A 17,364-nucleotide genomic window follows, 5' to 3' on the forward strand; every position below is an offset into this window, starting at 1 on the left:
TTCAGACCAGCACCAGCACGCCGTCGGCCGCGCGCACGCCCTGGCCCTCGGGCAGCACGAAGACCGGGTTGATCTCGGCCTCGACGATGCGATCGCCCAGCTGTGCGGCCATCGCGGAGAAGGCCACGATGGCATCCACCAGGGCCGCCACGTCGGCCTTGGGTCGGCCGCGGAAGCCGTCCAGCAGCGGCCAGGTCTTGAGCGACCGGGCCATGGCCAGCGCGTCGGCGCGGCCCAGCGGCAGGAGCCGGCCGTCCTGCTCGGGCAGCAGGCGCAGCGTCGTGTCCTGGAACAGCTCGGCCGTGACGCCGCCCATGCCCAGCAGCACGGCCGTGCCCAGCGCGTCGCGGTGCAGGCCCAGGATCAGCTCGGTGCCGCCAGCGACCATCTGCTGCACCAGGAAGCGCTGCGGCAGTACGCCCGCGCGGGCCTCGACGTCCGCGGCCATCTGCGCCAGGCGCGGGCCGATGGTCTGCGCGTCCAGGCCGACTGCGACGCCGCCGACGTCGCTCTTGTGCGTGATCTGCGAGGAGAGGATCTTGAGCACCACGCGCCAGCCCAGTTCATGCGCGGCGGCCTCGGCCTCGGCGGCGTTGCGCACCACGCGCTCGGCCGCGCAGGGCACGCCGAAGCGGGCGAAGACGGCCTTGGCCTCGGCCTCGTCCAGCGAGCCATGGGGCAGTTCGCCCGTGTCGACGGCCGGCAGCGCGGCGGTCTCCTCGGCCGGGGCCTCGAAGCCCGCGACATGCAGCATGCCGGCCAGCGCGGCCGTGCAGCTTTCGGCCGCCGCAAAGGCCGGCACGCCGCGGCTCGTCAGCAGCGCGCCGATCTCCGGCGCATGCGGGCTCACATAGGCCATCACCGGCTTGTCGGAATCGGGCAGGCAGTCCTGGATCGCGCCGGCCAGCAGCTCGGGCATGGCCAGGCTGGAGCTGCCGACGATGATCACCAGCGCGTCGTAGCTCGGGCTGGCCAGCAGCGCGCGGATGGCGCCGCGCAGCAGGTCGGGCCGCAGGCCGGCCAGCGTCACGTCGATGGGATTGCGGTCCAGCACGGCCTCGCTGCCGGTCTGCAGGGCGCGCAGCGCCTCGGCGGTGGGCGCGTCGGGCGCAGGCGTCTCGAAGCCCGCCACGCCCAGGTCGTCCGACACCAGCGTGCCCGCGCCCCCGGTGGAGGTGAGGACGGCCACGCGCCGGCCGCGCAGCCGCCGGCCGGTGGCCAGCGCCGCCGGAATGTCCAGCAGGTCCGAGAAGCTCTGCGCGCGGATCACGCCCACCTGGCGGAAGAGCGCGTCGTACATGCGGTCGGCCCCGGCCATGGCGCCGGTGTGCGAGACGGCAGCCCGCGCGCCGGCCTCGGAGCGGCCGATCTTGAAGGCCACCACCGGCTTGCCCGCGCGCGCCGCCTTCAGGCAGGCGGCGCGGAAGCGCGCCGGGTTGCGCACCGCCTCCACATAGAGCGCGATGACCCGCGTGGTCGGGTCGTCGGCCAGGTGCTCGATGAAGTCCGCCAGCTCCAGGTCCACCTCGTTGCTGGTGGCGATGAGCTTCGACAAACCGATGCCCCGCGCCGCGGCGCGCGACAGCAGCGAGCCCAGGATGCCACCGCTCTGCGACACGACGCCGATGCCGCCGACCGGAAAGTGGTCCATCTCCAGCGCGCCCGAGGGCGAGAGCACGATGCCGTCGGTGAGGTTGACCAGGCCGATGGTGTTGGGCCCCAGGATGCGCATGGACCCCGCGGCCTCCACCAGCTGCTGCTGGCGCCGCGCGCCCTCCTCGCCCGTCTCGGTGTAGCCGCTGGCCAGCACGATGGCGGCGGCGCAGCCGCGCTCGGCCAGTTCCTTCACGGCCAGGTGGGCGCGCTCGGCCCCCAGCAGCACCACGGCCACTTCGGGCACCTCGGGCAGCGAGGCGATGTCGGGGTAGCAGACCAGGTCGTCGATCTGCGCCACCTTGGGGTTGACCGGAAGGATGCGCCCGGCAAAGCCATGTTTGCGCAGGTAGGCCACGGGCCGGCCCGAGGTCTTCTTCGGATCGGCGGAGGCGCCGATCACGGCCACGCTGCGCGGCGACAGGAGTCTGGCGATGGCGTCGCTCACGGCCTCACTCCTTGGAGGCCGTCTTGGCCAGGAAGGCCTCGACCGAGGCGCGGTGCTCGCTGCTCGTGTAGCAGATGCCCTGCGCCTGGCTGCCCTGCGCGAACACGTCGTGCGCCGACAGCTCGAAGCTCTGGTCGAGGATGGACTTGGTCAGCGCCAGCGCCGTGGACGAGGCGGTGGACAGCTCGGCGGCCCAGGCCTGGGCGTCGGCCAGCAGCGTCTCGGCCGAGGTCTTGCGGTCGACGATGCCCAGTGCGAGTGCTTCGTCCACCTTGACCTGGCGGCCGGTGAAGATCAGCTCCTTGGCCTTGGGCAGGCCCACGCGACGCGGTAGGAAGTACATGCCGCCGCCGTCCGGGATGATCCCGCGGTGGATGTACGACCAGGTGAAGCTGGCCCATTCGCTGGCGATGATGAAGTCGCAGGCCAGCGCCGTGTCCGCGCCCAGGCCCGAAGCGGCGCCATTGACGGCCGCGATCACCGGCTTGGGGCAGGTGTGCAGCAGGGCCTGCACCTGGTGCACGCGCTGTTGGCGGTGCCAGCCGTTGAAGCCGACCTCGCCGGTGGGCGCATTCATGCGCCGCTGCATGCCGGCGATGTCGCCGCCGGCGCAGAAGCCCTTGCCGGCACCGGTCAGCACCAGGGCGCGGATGGACTTGTCGGCACCCACGTGTTCGAGCGCATGCGCGAACTCTCGGCGCATGTCGTCGCTCATGGCGTTGCGCTTGTCGGGCCGGTTGAGCGTGAGGGTGGCGATGGCGTTGTCGACCGAGAGGGTGATGAAGTCGTAGGTCATGGCGGGGTTCCAGGGCGGGGCGGCTTGGGCTGGGTTGGGTTCAGTCCGGCTTGATGCCGTTCTCTTTGACGATGCGCGTCCAGCGGGCCTCTTCGGCCTGGACGTAGGTGGCCAGTTCGGCGGGCGTGCCGCCGCTGACCACCAGGCCTTCGTGTTCGATCTTGCGGGCGAACTCGGGCGTGCGCACCGCCTTGCGGGCGGCGGCGCCCAGGCGCTCGATGACCGCCGGCGGCGTGCCGGCGGGCACATACAGGCCATACCAGCTTTCCATCTGGTAGCCCGGCACGGTGGCGGCGATGGCGGGCACCCCCTTGAAGGCCGGCGAGGGCTCGGGCGTGGTCACGCCCAGCGCGCGCAGCTTGCCGCTGTCGACGAAGCCGGACGCCGCGGCGGCCGTGGCGAACATCATGTCCACCTGGCCGCCCAGCAGGTCGGTGAGGGCCGGGCCGGCGCCCTTGTACGGCACATGCACCAGCTTGATCCCGGCCAGGTTGGCGAGCATCTCGCCCGCCAGGTGAGCCGAGGTGCCGGTGCCCTGCGAGGCATAGCTGAGCTTGTCGGGCCGGGCCTTGGCCGCGGCGACCAGGTCGGCCACCGACTTGAGGGGGCTGTCGGCCCGCACCACCAGCACGTTGGGGCCGCGGCCAATCAGCATGACCGGCGCGAAGGCCGCGTTGCTGCCATAGGGCAGCTTGGGCTGCAGCGCGGGGTTGACCGCATGCGCGAAGGACGCGACCACCACCGAGTAGCCATCGGGCGCGCTCTTGGCCACGTTGTCGGTGCCGATCATCGTGCCGGCGCCGGGCTTGTTGTCGACGATGACCGGCTGACCCAGGTCCTTGCCCATTTCCTGACCCAGCGTGCGGGCGATCAGGTCGGTGCCGCCGCCAGGCGAGAAGGGCACGACGAGGCGGATCGGATGGTCGGGGTAGGCGGCCGATGCGGCACCCGCCAGGCCGACGGTGCCGAGGGCGAAAAGGCAGGCTCGCCCTGCGCGCAGAAGGCGTTGGATCATGGTCTGTCTCCGTGGTGGTCTTGGTGGCCGGATGCACTGGCGGGCAGCGTCCGGCCGTGGCGCGACTCTAGGACCGTTCGGGTGGCGGCGAGCGGCCCATGTTCCATTGCGTGGAATTGCTCTAAGCTCCTGGCCCCTTCGCCTGCGAGCCCGCCGCCATGCCTGGAACCGCCGAAACCCCGACCGACAAACCCGGCCTCTCGCCGGCCAATCGCTCCCTGGAGCGGGGCATCGCGCTGCTGCGCGCCTTCCGGCCCGGCTCCGAACTGCTGGGCAACAGCGAGCTGGCCGAGCGCACCGGCCTGCCCAAGGCCACGGTCAGCCGGCTGACGCAGACGCTGGTCGGCTGCGGCCTGTTGCAGTGGGAAGCCACCTCGCGCGCCTACCGGCTGGCGCCCCCGGTGCTGAGCCTGGCGCATGCCATGCGCGCCGGCTCGCGCGTGCTGGCCGGGGCCGCCCCGCATATGCGCGCGCTGGCCGAATCGCGGCGCATCAACGTGGGCCTCGCCGCGCCGGACGGCGACGAGATGGTCTACCTCGAATCCATCCGCTATGCGCGGCGGGTCGCGCTGCGGCACGTGGTGTCGGGCCAGCGCGTGCCGATGGAGCTGACCTCGCTCGGCCGCGCCTACCTGGCCGTGGCGCCCCCCGCGCGGCGCCAGGCCATCCTGCGCGCCGTGGCGCAGCGGCGCGGCGACCACTGGCCGGCGCTGTCGCACGAGATCGAGGACGCCGCGCAGCAAGTGCGCACCCGCGGCTTCTGCGCGGCTTCTTGGCAACCGGAGGTGGTGGCGCTGGCGGCGCCCCTGCCATCGGCCGATGGCGCCGCCTACGTGCTCAACGTGAGCCTGTCCACGCCGCTTCCCGTGGCCGTGGTGGCCGAGGAACTGGGCGACGCGCTGCGTACGCTCGCCACCCGCGTGGCGCAGGACTGGGCCGCCGACGGCCAGCGCCGCTGACAACGCGCCCCTTGCCGCGTCGCGGCGCCAGGCGACGGCCGCCAGGCACAGCACCGGGAAACAGAGATACCCCCTCATCCGTTTGGCCCAGGCCCAACCCTGGCCTGGCCCTTAGATTCCCTGGGTTCCGCGGAGACGGGCGAGGGAGGAAAGCGCAGGAGGGACCGACCACCCACAAACGGGCGGCACGGCGTGCATGCGGCAGGCAGAGAAAGCAGCCTTTCCTGTCGCGTGACGTTGCTGCCACCCTGCTCCACGCACACGGAGCAGGTGCGCTTTTGCAGGGGGCCGCCAGGTGTGGAAGCACCTGGCGGCCCTTTTTTCTTCGTGATCGCAACCTAAAGAAGCCTGACCGGCCCTCGCCGGAGGGCGACAAAGCCTTCGCTTGTCGCCGCTGCACAACAGAAATTCGCGCCTTTTGTAAACGGCATGTAAAGCAAGCCGCCAGAAACCGAAGGTTCTCCGACCCAGAGCGGAATGCGAACGATTGCCAATGAGAATCGCGTCCGCTTACAAACCCACGGAGCGGAGAACCATGAACAACAACGCGACGCGCCGGCCTCGGAGCCTGCGCATGGCCGACGGCCTGGCCGCCAGCCTGTCCACCGCAGCCCTGCTGCCGCTGGGCGCCCTCGCCCAGACCGCCGCCCAGCCGCCCGCCGCCGCCCTGCCAGCGGTGACGGTGCAGGAACAGGCCATCGACCCCAACCCCAATGCCGAAGGTGGCGTGCCCTACAAGGCCCGCACCTCGGGCGACACGCGCCACACCCGGCCGCTGGCCGAGACGCCGCAGACCATCTCGGTGGTGACCAAGACGGCCATCGACGATTCCGGCGCCACCGACCTCAAGCAGATCCTGGCGGCTCAGCCCGGCATCACGCTGGGTACCGGCGAGAACGGCAACGCCTTCGGCGACCGCTACATCATCCGTGGCCAGGAAGCCCGCAGCGACGTCTTCGTCGACGGCCTGCGCGACCCCGGGATGACCACGCGCGAGAGCTTCGCCATCGAGCAGGTCGAGATCACCAAGGGACCCAACTCCAGCTTCGCCGGCCGCGGCTCGGCCGGTGGCGCGATCAACGCCATCACCAAGCAGGCCACGCTGGACTACGACTTCTACCGGATCTCGGCCGGTGCCGGCACCGACAAATACCACCGCGTCACCGCCGACCTCAACAAGGGCTTCACCGACAGCTTTGCGCTGCGCGCCAATGTGCTGACCGGCAAGGAGGGCGTGCCAGACCGCGACGGCTCCACCCGCCGCCGCGACGGCCTGGCCCTGTCGGGCCTGTGGGAAGTCAACAAGGACCTGTCGGTCACGCTGGACTACTACGGCCTGCGCGCCAAGGACAAGCGCCCCGACCTGGGCAGCTACCTGGTGGGCACCGCCCCCGCCCGCTATCCGGCGAAGAACGTGCCGCTCTACGCCCAGGCCAACGACTTCCTGCAGTCGGACGTGGACACCGTCACCGCCCGCGTGCAGTACCGCTTTGCCGACAACCTCAAGCTCAACAGCCTGACGCGCTACGGCCGCAGCGAGAACGCCTACGCCACCACCGGCGCCTCCAGCCGCACCGTCTATCCGCTGGGCAGCAACCAGGGCTACCTGGCCGGCACCATCGACAACGGCCACACCGGCTGGCAGGACGTCACCTACTTCGCCCACCAGAGCAACCTGCGCTGGGACACCGAGATCGCCGGCCGCAAGAACGAGTTCATCTTCAGCTTCGAGTACACCGACCACCAGGTGATCTCGGGCGGCTACAACGTCACCAACGCCGGCGCCTACAACTGCCGCAACAGCACCACCAGCCGCGTGAACAACGCCTGGTGCATCACCGATCCCCTGGGCAATGCGGTGCCCGGCGCCGAGTACCTGGCCAACCGCAGCTACACCCGAACGCCGCGCACCCGCGATTGGCACGTCAAGTCCACCGGCCTGAGCGTGATGGACACCGTGGACCTGACCGACCGCCTGACGGCCTTCGGCGGCCTGCGCGCCGACTACACCGACTTCCGCCTGCTCACCACCAGCGCCTCCACGGGCCTGGCGACCGGCAACTACGGCTACACCGACACGCTGTGGAACGGCCACCTGGGCCTGTCGTACAAGCTGAGCGAGGCCGGCATGGTCTACGCCAGCTACGGCACGGCGCAGGACATCAACGGCGGCGAGTCCGACACCGGCACCAGCGCCGGCTATGGCGGCCTCGTGATCTACCAAGGCAGCGCCGCCGGTGCCAAGCCCGAGACCTCCGAGAACCTGGAGATCGGCACCAAGTGGAACCTGCTGAACAACAAGCTGCTGTTCACCGCCGCCGCCTTCCGCACCACCAAGAAGGACGTGATGGAAGGTGCCAACTATGACGCCGTCGGCACCTTCAACACCGGCAAGAACCGGGTGCAGGGCGTGGAGTTCGGCCTGGTGGGCAACGTGACCGACAAGCTCACGGTGCAGGCCGGCGCCACCTTCATGAAGTCGAAGGTGCTGGCCTCGGCCACGGCCACCAACGTGGGCCTGCCGCTGTCCAACTTTGCCGACCGTGCCGCCACGCTGCAGGCCAAGTACCAGCTGACGCCGGACCTGTCCATCGGCGGCGTGGCCCGCCACGAGAGCAAGCGCTGCGGCGGCCAGCCCGACACCGGTGCCGGCTACACCAACGGCGTGTGCGCGCAGCCGGTGCCCGGCTTCACGGTGTACGACCTGTTCGCCTCGTACCGGCTGAACAAGCACGCCGACATCCGCCTGAACGTGCTGAACGCCACCGACAAGGACTACTACACGGCGGTCTACCGCTCGGGCGCCTTCCTCTACAAGGGGGATGGCCGGGCCGTGCGCGTGACCTTCGACTACGAGTTCTGACGGCCGGGCGGCCGGCGGGCACAGGCCCGTCCGGCCGCGGCGTCTGCTCCAATGCCGGGCTCAGCCTGGCGCTTTCAATCCGATGTCCACGACCCCGCCGTCCGCCACCGAGTCACCGTCCGACCGGATCCCGCCCGGCATCCTCGCCGCGCGTGACTACGAGCGGCTGGCCGGGCAGTTCATTCCCGCGGACCGGCTGGCCTACATCGCCGGCGGCAGCGGCGAGGACTGGACGGCGCAGGCCAACGTCACCGCCTTCGCCCGCTGGTCCAGCGTGCCGCGCGTGCTGCGCGACCTGCGTGCCGGCCACACCCGGGTGCGCATCGGGGCCGAGGACTGGGCGCAGCCCATCGGCCTCGCGCCCGTCGCCTTCCAGAAACTGGTGCATCCCCGCGGCGAGCTGGAGACTGCCCGCGCCGCCGCCGCCACCCACACGGCCCTGCTGCTGAGCACGCTGGCCACCACGCCGCTGGAGGACGTGGCCCGGCTTCTGCCCCCCCAGGACGCCCTCCCCCGGCCCTGGTTCCAGCTCTACCTGCAGCCGCGGCGCGAGGACACGCTGGCCCTGGTACGCCGCGCCGAAGCGGCCGGCTACGGGGCCATCGTCCTCACGCTCGATGCCAGCATCCAACTGGCCAGCCATCGGGCCCTGCGCGCGGGCTTCCGCATGCCGGCCGACTGCGTGCCGGCCCATGGCGCTTCCGCCGCAGTGGCGCCGGCGGTGCCCGAAGGGGCCAGCCGCATCTTCCAGGGCGCCATGGCGCTGGCGCCGCGCGCCGAGGACCTCGCCTGGCTGCGCAGTGCGACGCCGCTGCCGGTGTGGGTGAAGGGCGTGCTCGACCCGGCGGACGCGCGCGCGCTGGCCGACGCCGGCTGCGCCGGCCTCGTCGTCTCCAATCACGGCGGGCGCACCGTCGACGGCGTCGCACCCAGCCTGTCGCTGCTGCCGGCCGTCCGCGAAGCCGTCGGCCCCCACGTCCCGCTGTTCTTCGACGGCGGCATCCGCAGCGGCGCCGATGTGTTCAAGGCGCTGGCCCTGGGCGCCAACGCGGTGCTGGTCGGGCGCCTGCAGCTCTATGCATTGGCCGCGGCCGGCGCGCTGGGCGTCGCCCACCTGCTGCGCCTGCTGGGCGAAGAGCTCCAGGCCTGCATGGCCGTGGCCGGCTGCGCCCGCATCGCCGACATCGGCCCGGACCGGCTGCTTGCCGTGCCGGACTTCCACGCGATCCCCTGAGGCCCCGCTGCCCATGCTGCTCACCATCGACCAGATCCTTCCCCGCGACACCGCGCGCGACATGGCGCGGCAGTTGCAGGCGCAGCCCTGGCGCGCCGGGGCCGACACGGCCGGCAGCCTGGCGCGCGAGGTCAAGCACAACGAGCAGCTCGACGAGCGCTCGGCGCTGGCGCAGGCGCTGGGCCGCGAGGTGCTGCAGGCCGCGGGCGCGCATCCGCTCTTCGTCTCAGCTGCGCTGCCGCGGCGCATCTTTCCGCCGCGCTTCAACCGCTATGCCGACGGCGGCACCTATGGCGCGCATGTGGACAGCGCGGTGATGCAACTGCCCGGCACCGGCGAAGCCCTGCGCACCGACCTGTCCGCCACGCTCTTCCTGGCCGATGCGCAGGACTACGACGGTGGCGAGCTGGAGATCGAAGGCCCCTCGGGCGTGCAGGCCGTAAAGCTCGATGCGGGCGACCTGGTGCTGTACCCCTCCACCAGCCTGCACCGGGTCACGCCCGTCACACGCGGCGCCCGCCTGGCGGCCTTCTTCTGGATCGAGAGCCTGGTGGCCGACCCCACCGACCGCGCGCTGCTGTTCGACCTGGACCAGGCCATCCAGCGCCTCGGCGCCGAGCTGCCCGCCGCCGACCGCCGGCTGGTGCAGCTCAGCGGCGTCTACCACAACCTCCTGCGCCGCTGGGCGCAGACCTGAGCCCCCGCGCAGCTGCCACCGGCGCTGCACTCCCTGCCCCTGCCAACAAGAAGCACCCACCATGATCCGACCCCTGCTTGCCGCCCTGCTCTTCTGCGCCGCCGGTACCGCGCTGGCCCACGGCAACGTGCAATGCCCCGCCTCGCCCAAGGCCGAATGGAAGCCGCACACCGAGCTCCAGGCCAAGCTGATCAAGGAAGGCTGGACCGTGCGCCGGATGGAGGTCACGCCCACCTGCTACGAGGTCTATGGCAAGGACCCGCAGGGCAAGCGCATCGAGGCCTTCTTCGACCCCAAGACCCTGGAACGTGTCGAAGAGAAGTGAGGCCGCGCCGCCCCGCGTGTGGAGCCGCAGCGTGCGGCTGCTGCACCTGGGGCTGATCGGCTCGGTCACGGTGGCCTGGGTGTTCCGCGAGGACCTGGGCCCGGCGCATGAAGTCGCCGGCTACGTCGCGCTGGGCGCGGCGGCGCTGCGCTGTGCCATCGGCCTGGCCGGTCGGGGCCATGCCCGCTTCGGGCAGTTCGTGCGGGCACCGTCCGACACGCTCGGCTATGCGCGCCAGGTGCTGCGCGGCACCGCGCCCCGGTACATCGGCCATAACCCGCTGGGTGGCTGGATGGTGCTGGCGCTGCTGGGCTGCATCGGGTTGCTGGGCGCGAGCGGCTGGCTCTACACCACCGACCTGTTCTGGGGCTACGGCTGGCTGGCCTGGCTGCATGCCGCGCTGGGCTGGACGCTGCTCGCGCTCGTCGCCCTGCATGTGGGTGGCGTGGTCTTCACCAGCATCGCGCACCGCGAGAACCTGGTGAAGGCCATGCTCACCGGCCGCAAGGCGCCGCCGGGGCCGGGGGACGTGGACGGCTCCCAGCCCTCCGGCCAGAACCCGTAGCGGCCCGGAAGGGGGCCGGTGTGCGGCCTGTCGGCGCACCGGCGGCGCGCAGGCGGCGCCGCGCGGGTGAGCGGCCCGTCGCGCGCTGCGGCGCCGATCAGAGCTTGGCGATCGACACCTCGGTCGACTTCACCAGCGCCACCACGTCCGAGCCGACGCGCAGCTGCAGCTCGTCGACCGAGCGGGTGGTGATGACGGAGGTGACGATGCCCCAGGGCGTCTCGACGTCGACTTCGGAGACGACGTCGCCGCGGATGATCTCGCGGACCTTGCCCTTGAACTGGTTGCGCACGTTGATGGCCTGGATGGACATGGAAAGCTCCTTGGTGGATGGGTGACAGGAAAAGGGAGGGAGAAAGGAAGTGAAGGCCTTCAGCGGCCGGCCGCCGCAAGGGCCTGGTCGAGGTCGGCGCGCAGGTCGTCGATGTGCTCGATGCCGATGGACAGCCGCACCGTGTCCTCGGTGACGCCGGCGCGGGCCAGCTCCTCGGGCGAGAGCTGGCGGTGCGTGGTGGAGGCCGGATGCGTGGCCAGCGAACGCACGTCGCCGATGTTGACGAGGCGAGTGAAGAGCTGCAGCGCATCGAGAAAGCGCTCGCCCCCCGCGCGGCCGCCCTGGATGCCGAAGGTGAGCACGCCGCTGGCGCGGCCACCCAGGTATTTGCGCGCCAGCGCGTGGTCGGGGTGGTCTTCCAGCGCCGCGTAGTTGACCCACTGCACGGCAGGATGCGCCTTCAGGTACTGCGCCACGGCCAGCGCATTGCTGCTGATGCGGTCCAGCCGCAGCGCCAGTGTCTCGATGCCCTGCAGGATCTGGAAGGCGTTGAAGGGCGAGATGGCCGCGCCCGTGTTGCGCAGCGGCACCACCCGCGCGCGGCCGATGTAGGCCGCCGCGCCCAGCGCCTCGGTGTAGACCACGCCGTGGTAGCTCGGGTCGGGCTCGTTCAGGCGGCGGAATCGCTGCTTGTGCTCGGCCCACGGAAACTTGCCCGAATCGACGATGGCCCCGCCGATGCTGGTGCCATGGCCGCCCAGGTACTTGGTGAGCGAATGCACCACGATGTCGGCGCCGTGTTCGATAGGCCGGCTGAGGTAGGGCGAAGGCACCGTGTTGTCCACGATCAGCGGTACGCCATGGCGGTGGGCGATGGCGGCCACCGCCGCGATGTCCGTGACGTTGCCGGCCGGGTTGCCCAGCGACTCGACGAAGACGGCCTTGGTGCGTTCGTCGATCAGCGCCTCGAAGCTGCCCGGGTCGCGGTGGTCCGCGAAGCGCGTGGTGATGCCGAACTGCGGCAGCGTGTGGGCGAACAGGTTGTAGGTGCCGCCATAGAGCGCCGTGCTGCTGACGATGTTGTCGCCCGCCTCGGCGATGGTCTGGATGGCATAAGTGACGGCCGCCTGGCCCGAGGCCAGGGCCAGGGCCGCGATGCCGCCTTCGAGCGCGGCCACGCGCTGCTCCAGCACGTCCTGCGTCGGGTTGTTGATGCGGGTGTAGATGTTGCCCGGCACCTTCAGGTCGAACAGGTCGGCGCCGTGCTGGGCCGAGTCGAAGGCATAGGCCACTGTCTGGTAGATGGGCGGCGCCACGGCATGCGTGGTGGGATCGGGCCGGTAGCCGGCGTGGACCGACAGGGTTTCGAATTTCCAGGTCTGGGACATGTGGGTCTCCTTGGGATGGGGACGGCGAGCGAATCGCCCTGGGCAAAGATCGGCGCGTTCGATGGGTCAACACCCGTTCACGCTGAGCCTGTCGAAGCGCGGTGCAGGAGCTTCGACAGGCTCAGCCCGAACGGTGGAGGTGGCTCAGCCCGAACGGTGGAGGTCGCGAGAGCGGCAGGCACAGGCCGCCTTACACGGCCCAGCGCAGCGCGTGGGCAGGCGTCTGCGCCAGCGGGTCGTTCGCGGAGGGCGGCTGCGACTCGTCCGCGGGCTTCTGCAGCACACGGTCGAGGATGCGTTTCTCCAGCACGGCGAAGGCGGCCTCGCCCTGGGCGCGTGGGCGCGGCAGGTCGACACGCACGTCCAGCGCGATGCGACCGTCCTCGATCAGGATCACGCGGTCGGCCAGGGCCACGGCCTCCTGCACGTCGTGCGTGACCAGCAGCGCGGTGAAGCGGTGGCGCTGCCACAGGCGCTCGATCAGGCGGTGCATCTCGATGCGCGTGAGCGCGTCGAGCGCACCCAGCGGCTCGTCGAGCAGCAACAGCCGCGGGTGGTGCACCAGCGCACGCGCCAACGCGACGCGCTGGCGCTGGCCGCCCGACAGGCGCGCCGGCCATTCGTCGGCCCGCTCGGCCAGGCCCACCTGGGCCAGCACCTCGCGGCCCCGCTCGTGCGCGCCGGCGGGCAGGCCCAGCGTCACGTTGTCGAGCACGCGCTTCCAGGGCAGCAGCCGCGCCTCCTGGAACATGATGCGGGTGTCGTCATGCAGTCCGCGGATCGGCCGGCCGTCGATGCCGAGCTGGCCCGAACTGAGCGACTCCAGCCCCGCCACCAGGCGCAGCAGCGTGCTCTTGCCGCAGCCGCTGCGGCCGACGATGGCGACGAACTCGCCCGGCGCCACATGCAGCTGCAACTGGTGCAACACCTCGCGCTCGCCGTAGCGCTTGCCCAGGCCTTGCGCGTCCAGTGCGACGCCGGCCGGGGCGATCACGGCCTCTTCCCGATTCAGTACAGCGCTCACGACGCGGCTCCCGGTTTGAACAGATCCACATCCAGCGCATCGACGCGCCGCGGCAGCAGCTTCTCGGCCAGGAAGGCATCGGCGATGCGCTGCTGCTCGGCCAGGCGCTCGCGCGTCACCGTGCGCACGGCGTAGCTGCGGCGCCCGTTGGCCTGCTCGACCACGGCGGCATCCAGGCCCCAGAAGGGCGCGAGCAGCGCCGCAGCGTCCCTGGGCTGGGCCTTGACCCAGCGGCCCGTCTTCTCCAGCTCGGCGTAGAGCACCGACAGGGCCTCGGGGCGCGCCCGGGCGAAGCGCGTGCTGGCGAGGTAATAGCGCTGGTACGAAGCCAGGCCCGTGCCGTCGGCCAGCACCCGCGCGCCCGACTGGATCTGCGCGGCGGAGAGGAACGGGTCCCACACCACCCAGGCGTCGATGGCGCCGCGCTCGAAGGCGGCGCGGCCGTCGGCGGGCGTGAGGTAGGCCGGCTCGATGTCCTTGAAGCCCAGGCCGGCCTTGGCCAGTGCGGCCAGCAGCAGGTAGTGCACGCCGGCCGCCTTGGCGAAGCCCACGCGCTTGCCGCGCAGGTCGGCCAGGGTGCGCAGTGGCGAATCGGGCCGGACGACGATGGCCTGGGCAGAGGGCGACGGCGCCTCCTGCGCCACGAAGGTGAGCTGCGCGCCGGCAGCCTGGGCAAACACCGGCACCGTGTCGGCCACGTCGGCGCTCACGTCCACGTTGTCGAGGTTGAGCGCCTCCAGCAGCGGCAGGCCGCTGGTGAACTCGTGCCAGCTGGGCTTGAGCCCCAGCGGCGCGAAGGCCCGCTCCAGCGTGCCCTGCAACCGCAGCACGGCGATCAGGGTCGAGGACTTCTGGTAGCCGATGCGCACGGTCTGGGCCGGCGTGCCTTGGGCCAAGGCGGGGCCTGCGGCCAGGGCGCCGAGCAGCCCGAGTGCAGTGCGGCGGTGGATGTAGGGGGCAGCGGTCATGTCGTCACTCCAAGTCGGTCGGCGGTCATCGTTGGTACCCGGGATGCCAGCGCAGCCACCACCGCTCCAGCCCGCGTGCAAACAGGTCCGCCAGCTTGCCCAGCAGCGCATAGAGCAGGATGCCCACCAGCACCACGTCGGTCTGCAGGAACTCCCGCGCGTTCATCGTGAGGTAGCCGATGCCCGCCTGCGCCGAGATGGTCTCGGCCACGATCAGGATCACCCACATCAGCCCCAGCGAAAAGCGCAGCCCCACCAGGATGGACGACAGCGCCCCCGGCAGGATCACCTGCCGGTACAGCTGCCAGCGCGACAGGCCATAGGTGCGGCCCATCTCGATCAGCTGCGGATCGACGTTGCGGATGCCGTGGAAGGTGTTGAGGTAGATCGGGAAGAACACCGCCACGCTGATGAGGAACAGCTTGGCCGACTCGTCGATGCCGAACCACAGGATCACCAGCGGGATGAGCGCCAGCGCCGGGATGTTGCGCACCATCTGGATGGTGGAGTCCAGCAGCGTCTCGAAGAAGCGCACGGAGCCCGTCAGCAGCCCCAGCGCCAGGCCCAGCCCGCCGCCCACGGCGAGCCCCGCCAGCGCGCGGCCGGCACTGACCTTCACATGGGTCCACAGCTCGCCCGAGACGGTGAGCTGCCAAGCGGCGCGCAGCACGTCCACCGGCGCCGGCAGCACGCGCGACGAGAGCCAGCCCAGCGACGAGCCCGCCTGCCACAGCGCGACGAGCAGCACGGGCACCGCCCAGGGCAGCAGCCGCTGACCGAGCCCGACCAGAAAGCTGCGAAGACCGCCGGTCTCGGCGGAGCGGGAGAGCGCGGCCGGGGCCGGCAATGCTTGTGCTTGTTGGGTCATGGACGTCCTTCCTGCTCAACCCTGGGCGCGCAGCCGCGAGGGCGCATCCACATTGGCCACCACCTCGCCCAGCGGGCCGTCCTGCCCGGCCAGTCGCTGCTGCACGGCACGCGGCAGCAGTGGAAACACCAGCTCGGCGAAGCGATAGGCCTCTTCCAGGTGCGGATAGCCCGAGAAGATGAAGGCATCGATGCCCAGCGCCGCGTACTCGCGGATGCGTTTGGCCACCTGCTGCGGATTGCCCACCAGCGCCGTGCCGGCGCCGCTGCGCACCAGGCCCACGCCGGCCCACAGGTTCGGGCTGATCTCCAGCGCCTCGCGGCTGCGGTTGGCGCCTTTGCGGTGCAGCGCGGCCATGCGGCGCTGGCCTTCGGAATCCATGCGGCCCAGTGCCTCCTGGGCCTTGGCGATGGTGGCGTCGTCCACGCGGCTGATGAGCGCATCGGCGGCCTGCCAGGCCTCTTCCTCGGTCTCGCGCACGATCACATGCAGACGGATGCCGAATTCGACCTTGCGGCCGACACGCTCGGCCCGAGCCCGCACATCGGCCAGCTTGCGCCCCACCTCGGCGGGCGGTTCGCCCCAGCTGAGGTAGCGCTCGACCTGCTCGGCCGCCAGCGCATGCGCCGCCTCGGAGCTGCCACCGAACCACACCGGCGGATGCGGCCGCTGCACCGGCGGAAACACCAGCCGCGCGCCCTTGACCTGGATGTAGCGGCCGTCGAAGTCGACCGCCTCGCCGTGATGGCTGCGTGCCACGATCTCGCGCCACACGCGGATGAACTCGGCCGACTGCCCGTAGCGCTCGGCATGGCCCAGGAAGACGCCGTCGGCCTCCAGTTCGGCACGATCACCGCCCGTCACCAGGTTGATCAGCAACCGCCCGCCGCTCAGGCGGTCGAAGGTGGCCGCCATGCGCGCCGCCAGCGAGGGCTGGTGCAGCCCCGGCCGCACCGCGACCAGGAACTTGAGCCGGCGCGTGGCGCCGATCAGGCTCGATGCGATCACCCACGGGTCTTCGCAGGAACGGCCGGTGGGAATCAGCACGCCTTCATAACCGAGCGAATCGGCGGCACCCGCGATCTGCTGCAGGTAGGCGAGATCGACCGGCCGGGCGCCCTCGGTGCTGCCGAGGTAGCGGCTGTCGCCATGGGTGGGAAGGAACCAGAACAGCTGCAGGCTCATGGGAGGATGTCGGTGATGGGTCGTTGGCAGACAGGGCGGACGAAGCGGCGCCCGTCACCAGGAATGCGCGAGCAAGGCCGCAGGCACGAGCCGCACGCGCCGGCGCTTGCCGGCACCCGCAGCGCTGCGCAGGCGCTGGAATGCATTCAGCGCGCCGGGCTTGGGGCCCGCGGCGGGCGCACGGGCCGTCTGTGCGTCGGCCAGGCGTACGCCCCAGGCCAGCGCCGTGACGCCGATGATGCGAAGTGCCGTCTGCGAGAGCGCGCGATGGCGGTCTTGCAACACGGGGTGGATCGGCTCGGCGTCGGTGCGCCGCAGGGCAGGAAGGCTCATGGCGATCTCGTCGTTGAAAGGCGTGCGACGGCCCAGGCCGCCAGCGGCAGCCATCGCACGAGAGCAATGGGAGGGGAAGGAAGGCAGGACGGCGACGGCGCCGCCCGGTTGGCGTCAGACGCTACATCGCACGCTGCTGAAGGCCACCGGCGCGAAGCCGCGCTGCGTCGGCAGGTTCAGCCCTTCGGCGGCCAGCGTCTGCACGGCCTCGGCCAGGCGGGCGTCCAGCTCTTCCTGCAGGTGGTAGGCGCCTTCGGGCACCAGCGTCACCTGCGCATCGCTGGCATACACCCCCGGCAGGATGTGCCGGGCGCCCAGCGACTGCAGCACGGGCCGCAGCGCGTAGTCCAGCGCCAGCATGTGATGCGGGCTGCCGCCCGTGGCCAGCGGCAGCACCGTCTTGCCCTTGAGCGCCGTCTGCGGCAGCAGGTCCAGAAAGGTCTTGAGCAGGCCGCTGTACGCGGCCTTGTAGACGGGCGTGGCCACCACGATGGCCGGCGCGTCGGCCAGCGCGGCCACGGCCTGTGCGATCGCCGGTGCCGACACATCGGCCGCCAGCAGCGATGCGGCGGGCAGGTCGCGCACCTGCAGCAGCCGCGCCTCCACGTCGCGCTGCGCCAGCCGGTCGGTCACGGCATGCAGCAAGGCGGTGGAACGGGAAGGCGCCGAAGGGCTGCCGGCGATGAGGAGAACGGGGGGCATGGGCATCAGGACCACGGCACCCGCTGCGGGCGCGGCGCCATGGGTCGGTCGTTGTGGATGTCTGTCG

The 17,364-nt window shown here is 71.3% G+C and carries 17 protein-coding genes; 6 read left to right on the forward strand and 11 right to left on the reverse strand.

Annotation, left to right across the window (positions count from 1 at the left end; all coding sequences use genetic code 11):
• Nucleotide 1: 1 nt before the first annotated feature.
• The 3 genes from L0984_RS17910 to L0984_RS17920 are packed head-to-tail and all read right to left on the reverse strand — an operon-like array spanning nucleotide 2 to nucleotide 3,912.
• Complete coding sequence (locus L0984_RS17910; protein WP_234195118.1) at nucleotides 2-2,101, reverse strand: acetate--CoA ligase family protein; 2,100 nt, start codon at nucleotides 2,099-2,101, stop codon at nucleotides 2-4.
• A gap of 4 nt (nucleotides 2,102-2,105) precedes the next feature.
• Complete coding sequence (locus L0984_RS17915; protein ID WP_234195119.1) at nucleotides 2,106-2,897, reverse strand: enoyl-CoA hydratase/isomerase family protein; 792 nt, start codon at nucleotides 2,895-2,897, stop codon at nucleotides 2,106-2,108.
• A 40-nt stretch (nucleotides 2,898-2,937) separates the two neighbouring features.
• Nucleotides 2,938-3,912, reverse strand: a complete 975-nt coding sequence (locus L0984_RS17920) for a tripartite tricarboxylate transporter substrate binding protein (protein ID WP_234195120.1) — start codon at nucleotides 3,910-3,912, stop codon at nucleotides 2,938-2,940.
• Between the two features lie 158 nt (nucleotides 3,913-4,070).
• Here L0984_RS17920 and L0984_RS17925 point away from each other — a divergent pair, with 158 nt between their 5' ends.
• From L0984_RS17925 to L0984_RS17950, 6 genes are all read left to right on the forward strand, one after another.
• On the forward strand, nucleotides 4,071-4,871 hold the full coding sequence (locus L0984_RS17925) for an IclR family transcriptional regulator (RefSeq protein WP_234195121.1): 801 nt from the start codon (nucleotides 4,071-4,073) through the stop codon (nucleotides 4,869-4,871).
• A 535-nt stretch (nucleotides 4,872-5,406) separates the two neighbouring features.
• On the forward strand, nucleotides 5,407-7,734 hold the full coding sequence (locus L0984_RS17930; protein WP_234195122.1) for a TonB-dependent receptor: 2,328 nt from the start codon (nucleotides 5,407-5,409) through the stop codon (nucleotides 7,732-7,734).
• A gap of 82 nt (nucleotides 7,735-7,816) precedes the next feature.
• A complete protein-coding gene (locus L0984_RS17935; protein WP_234195123.1) occupies nucleotides 7,817-8,968 on the forward strand; it encodes an alpha-hydroxy acid oxidase in 1,152 nt (383 codons plus the stop codon).
• Between the two features lie 13 nt (nucleotides 8,969-8,981).
• Nucleotides 8,982-9,665 carry a Fe2+-dependent dioxygenase gene (locus tag L0984_RS17940; protein WP_234195124.1) on the forward strand — a complete coding sequence of 228 codons (684 nt, stop codon included), beginning with the start codon at nucleotides 8,982-8,984 and terminating at the stop codon, nucleotides 9,663-9,665.
• A gap of 61 nt (nucleotides 9,666-9,726) precedes the next feature.
• A complete protein-coding gene (locus L0984_RS17945) occupies nucleotides 9,727-9,990 on the forward strand; it encodes a PepSY domain-containing protein (RefSeq protein ID WP_234195125.1) in 264 nt (87 codons plus the stop codon).
• A complete protein-coding gene (locus L0984_RS17950) occupies nucleotides 9,974-10,555 on the forward strand; it encodes a cytochrome b/b6 domain-containing protein (protein WP_234195126.1) in 582 nt (193 codons plus the stop codon). Before L0984_RS17945 ends, L0984_RS17950 begins: the two co-directional genes overlap by 17 nt.
• 97 nt (nucleotides 10,556-10,652) lie before the next feature.
• Here the strand turns inward: L0984_RS17950 and L0984_RS17955 are convergent, their stop codons facing one another.
• From L0984_RS17955 to ssuE, 8 genes are all read right to left on the reverse strand, one after another.
• On the reverse strand, nucleotides 10,653-10,868 hold the full coding sequence (locus tag L0984_RS17955) for a TOBE domain-containing protein (RefSeq protein ID WP_017757916.1): 216 nt from the start codon (nucleotides 10,866-10,868) through the stop codon (nucleotides 10,653-10,655).
• 59 nt (nucleotides 10,869-10,927) lie between these two features.
• A complete protein-coding gene (locus L0984_RS17960; protein WP_234195127.1) occupies nucleotides 10,928-12,217 on the reverse strand; it encodes an O-acetylhomoserine aminocarboxypropyltransferase/cysteine synthase family protein in 1,290 nt (429 codons plus the stop codon).
• A gap of 190 nt (nucleotides 12,218-12,407) precedes the next feature.
• Nucleotides 12,408-13,241 (reverse strand): ATP-binding cassette domain-containing protein, encoded by an 834-nt coding sequence (locus L0984_RS17965; protein WP_370646061.1) that lies wholly within the window; start codon nucleotides 13,239-13,241, stop codon nucleotides 12,408-12,410.
• Complete coding sequence (locus tag L0984_RS17970) at nucleotides 13,238-14,209, reverse strand: aliphatic sulfonate ABC transporter substrate-binding protein (RefSeq protein ID WP_234195128.1); 972 nt, start codon at nucleotides 14,207-14,209, stop codon at nucleotides 13,238-13,240. The genes L0984_RS17965 and L0984_RS17970 overlap by 4 nt, the downstream gene beginning before the upstream one ends.
• Nucleotides 14,210-14,234: 25 nt before the next feature.
• Nucleotides 14,235-15,077: an aliphatic sulfonate ABC transporter permease SsuC gene (ssuC, locus tag L0984_RS17975; protein ID WP_234195129.1), complete on the reverse strand. Its 843-nt coding sequence runs from the start codon at nucleotides 15,075-15,077 to the stop codon at nucleotides 14,235-14,237.
• A 15-nt stretch (nucleotides 15,078-15,092) separates the two neighbouring features.
• Entirely contained in the window at nucleotides 15,093-16,256 is a 1,164-nt protein-coding gene (gene ssuD / locus L0984_RS17980; protein ID WP_234195812.1) for an FMNH2-dependent alkanesulfonate monooxygenase, read from the reverse strand.
• Between the two features lie 60 nt (nucleotides 16,257-16,316).
• Nucleotides 16,317-16,595: a hypothetical protein gene (locus L0984_RS17985; protein WP_234195130.1), complete on the reverse strand. Its 279-nt coding sequence runs from the start codon at nucleotides 16,593-16,595 to the stop codon at nucleotides 16,317-16,319.
• Between the two features lie 114 nt (nucleotides 16,596-16,709).
• A complete protein-coding gene (ssuE, locus tag L0984_RS17990) occupies nucleotides 16,710-17,297 on the reverse strand; it encodes an NADPH-dependent FMN reductase (protein ID WP_234195131.1) in 588 nt (195 codons plus the stop codon).
• Nucleotides 17,298-17,364: the final 67 nt, after the last annotated feature.

Origin of the sequence: Pseudacidovorax sp. NFM-22, from assembly GCF_021401245.1 — a bacterium.
In the GTDB taxonomy this organism is placed as follows: domain Bacteria; phylum Pseudomonadota; class Gammaproteobacteria; order Burkholderiales; family Burkholderiaceae_C; genus Xenophilus.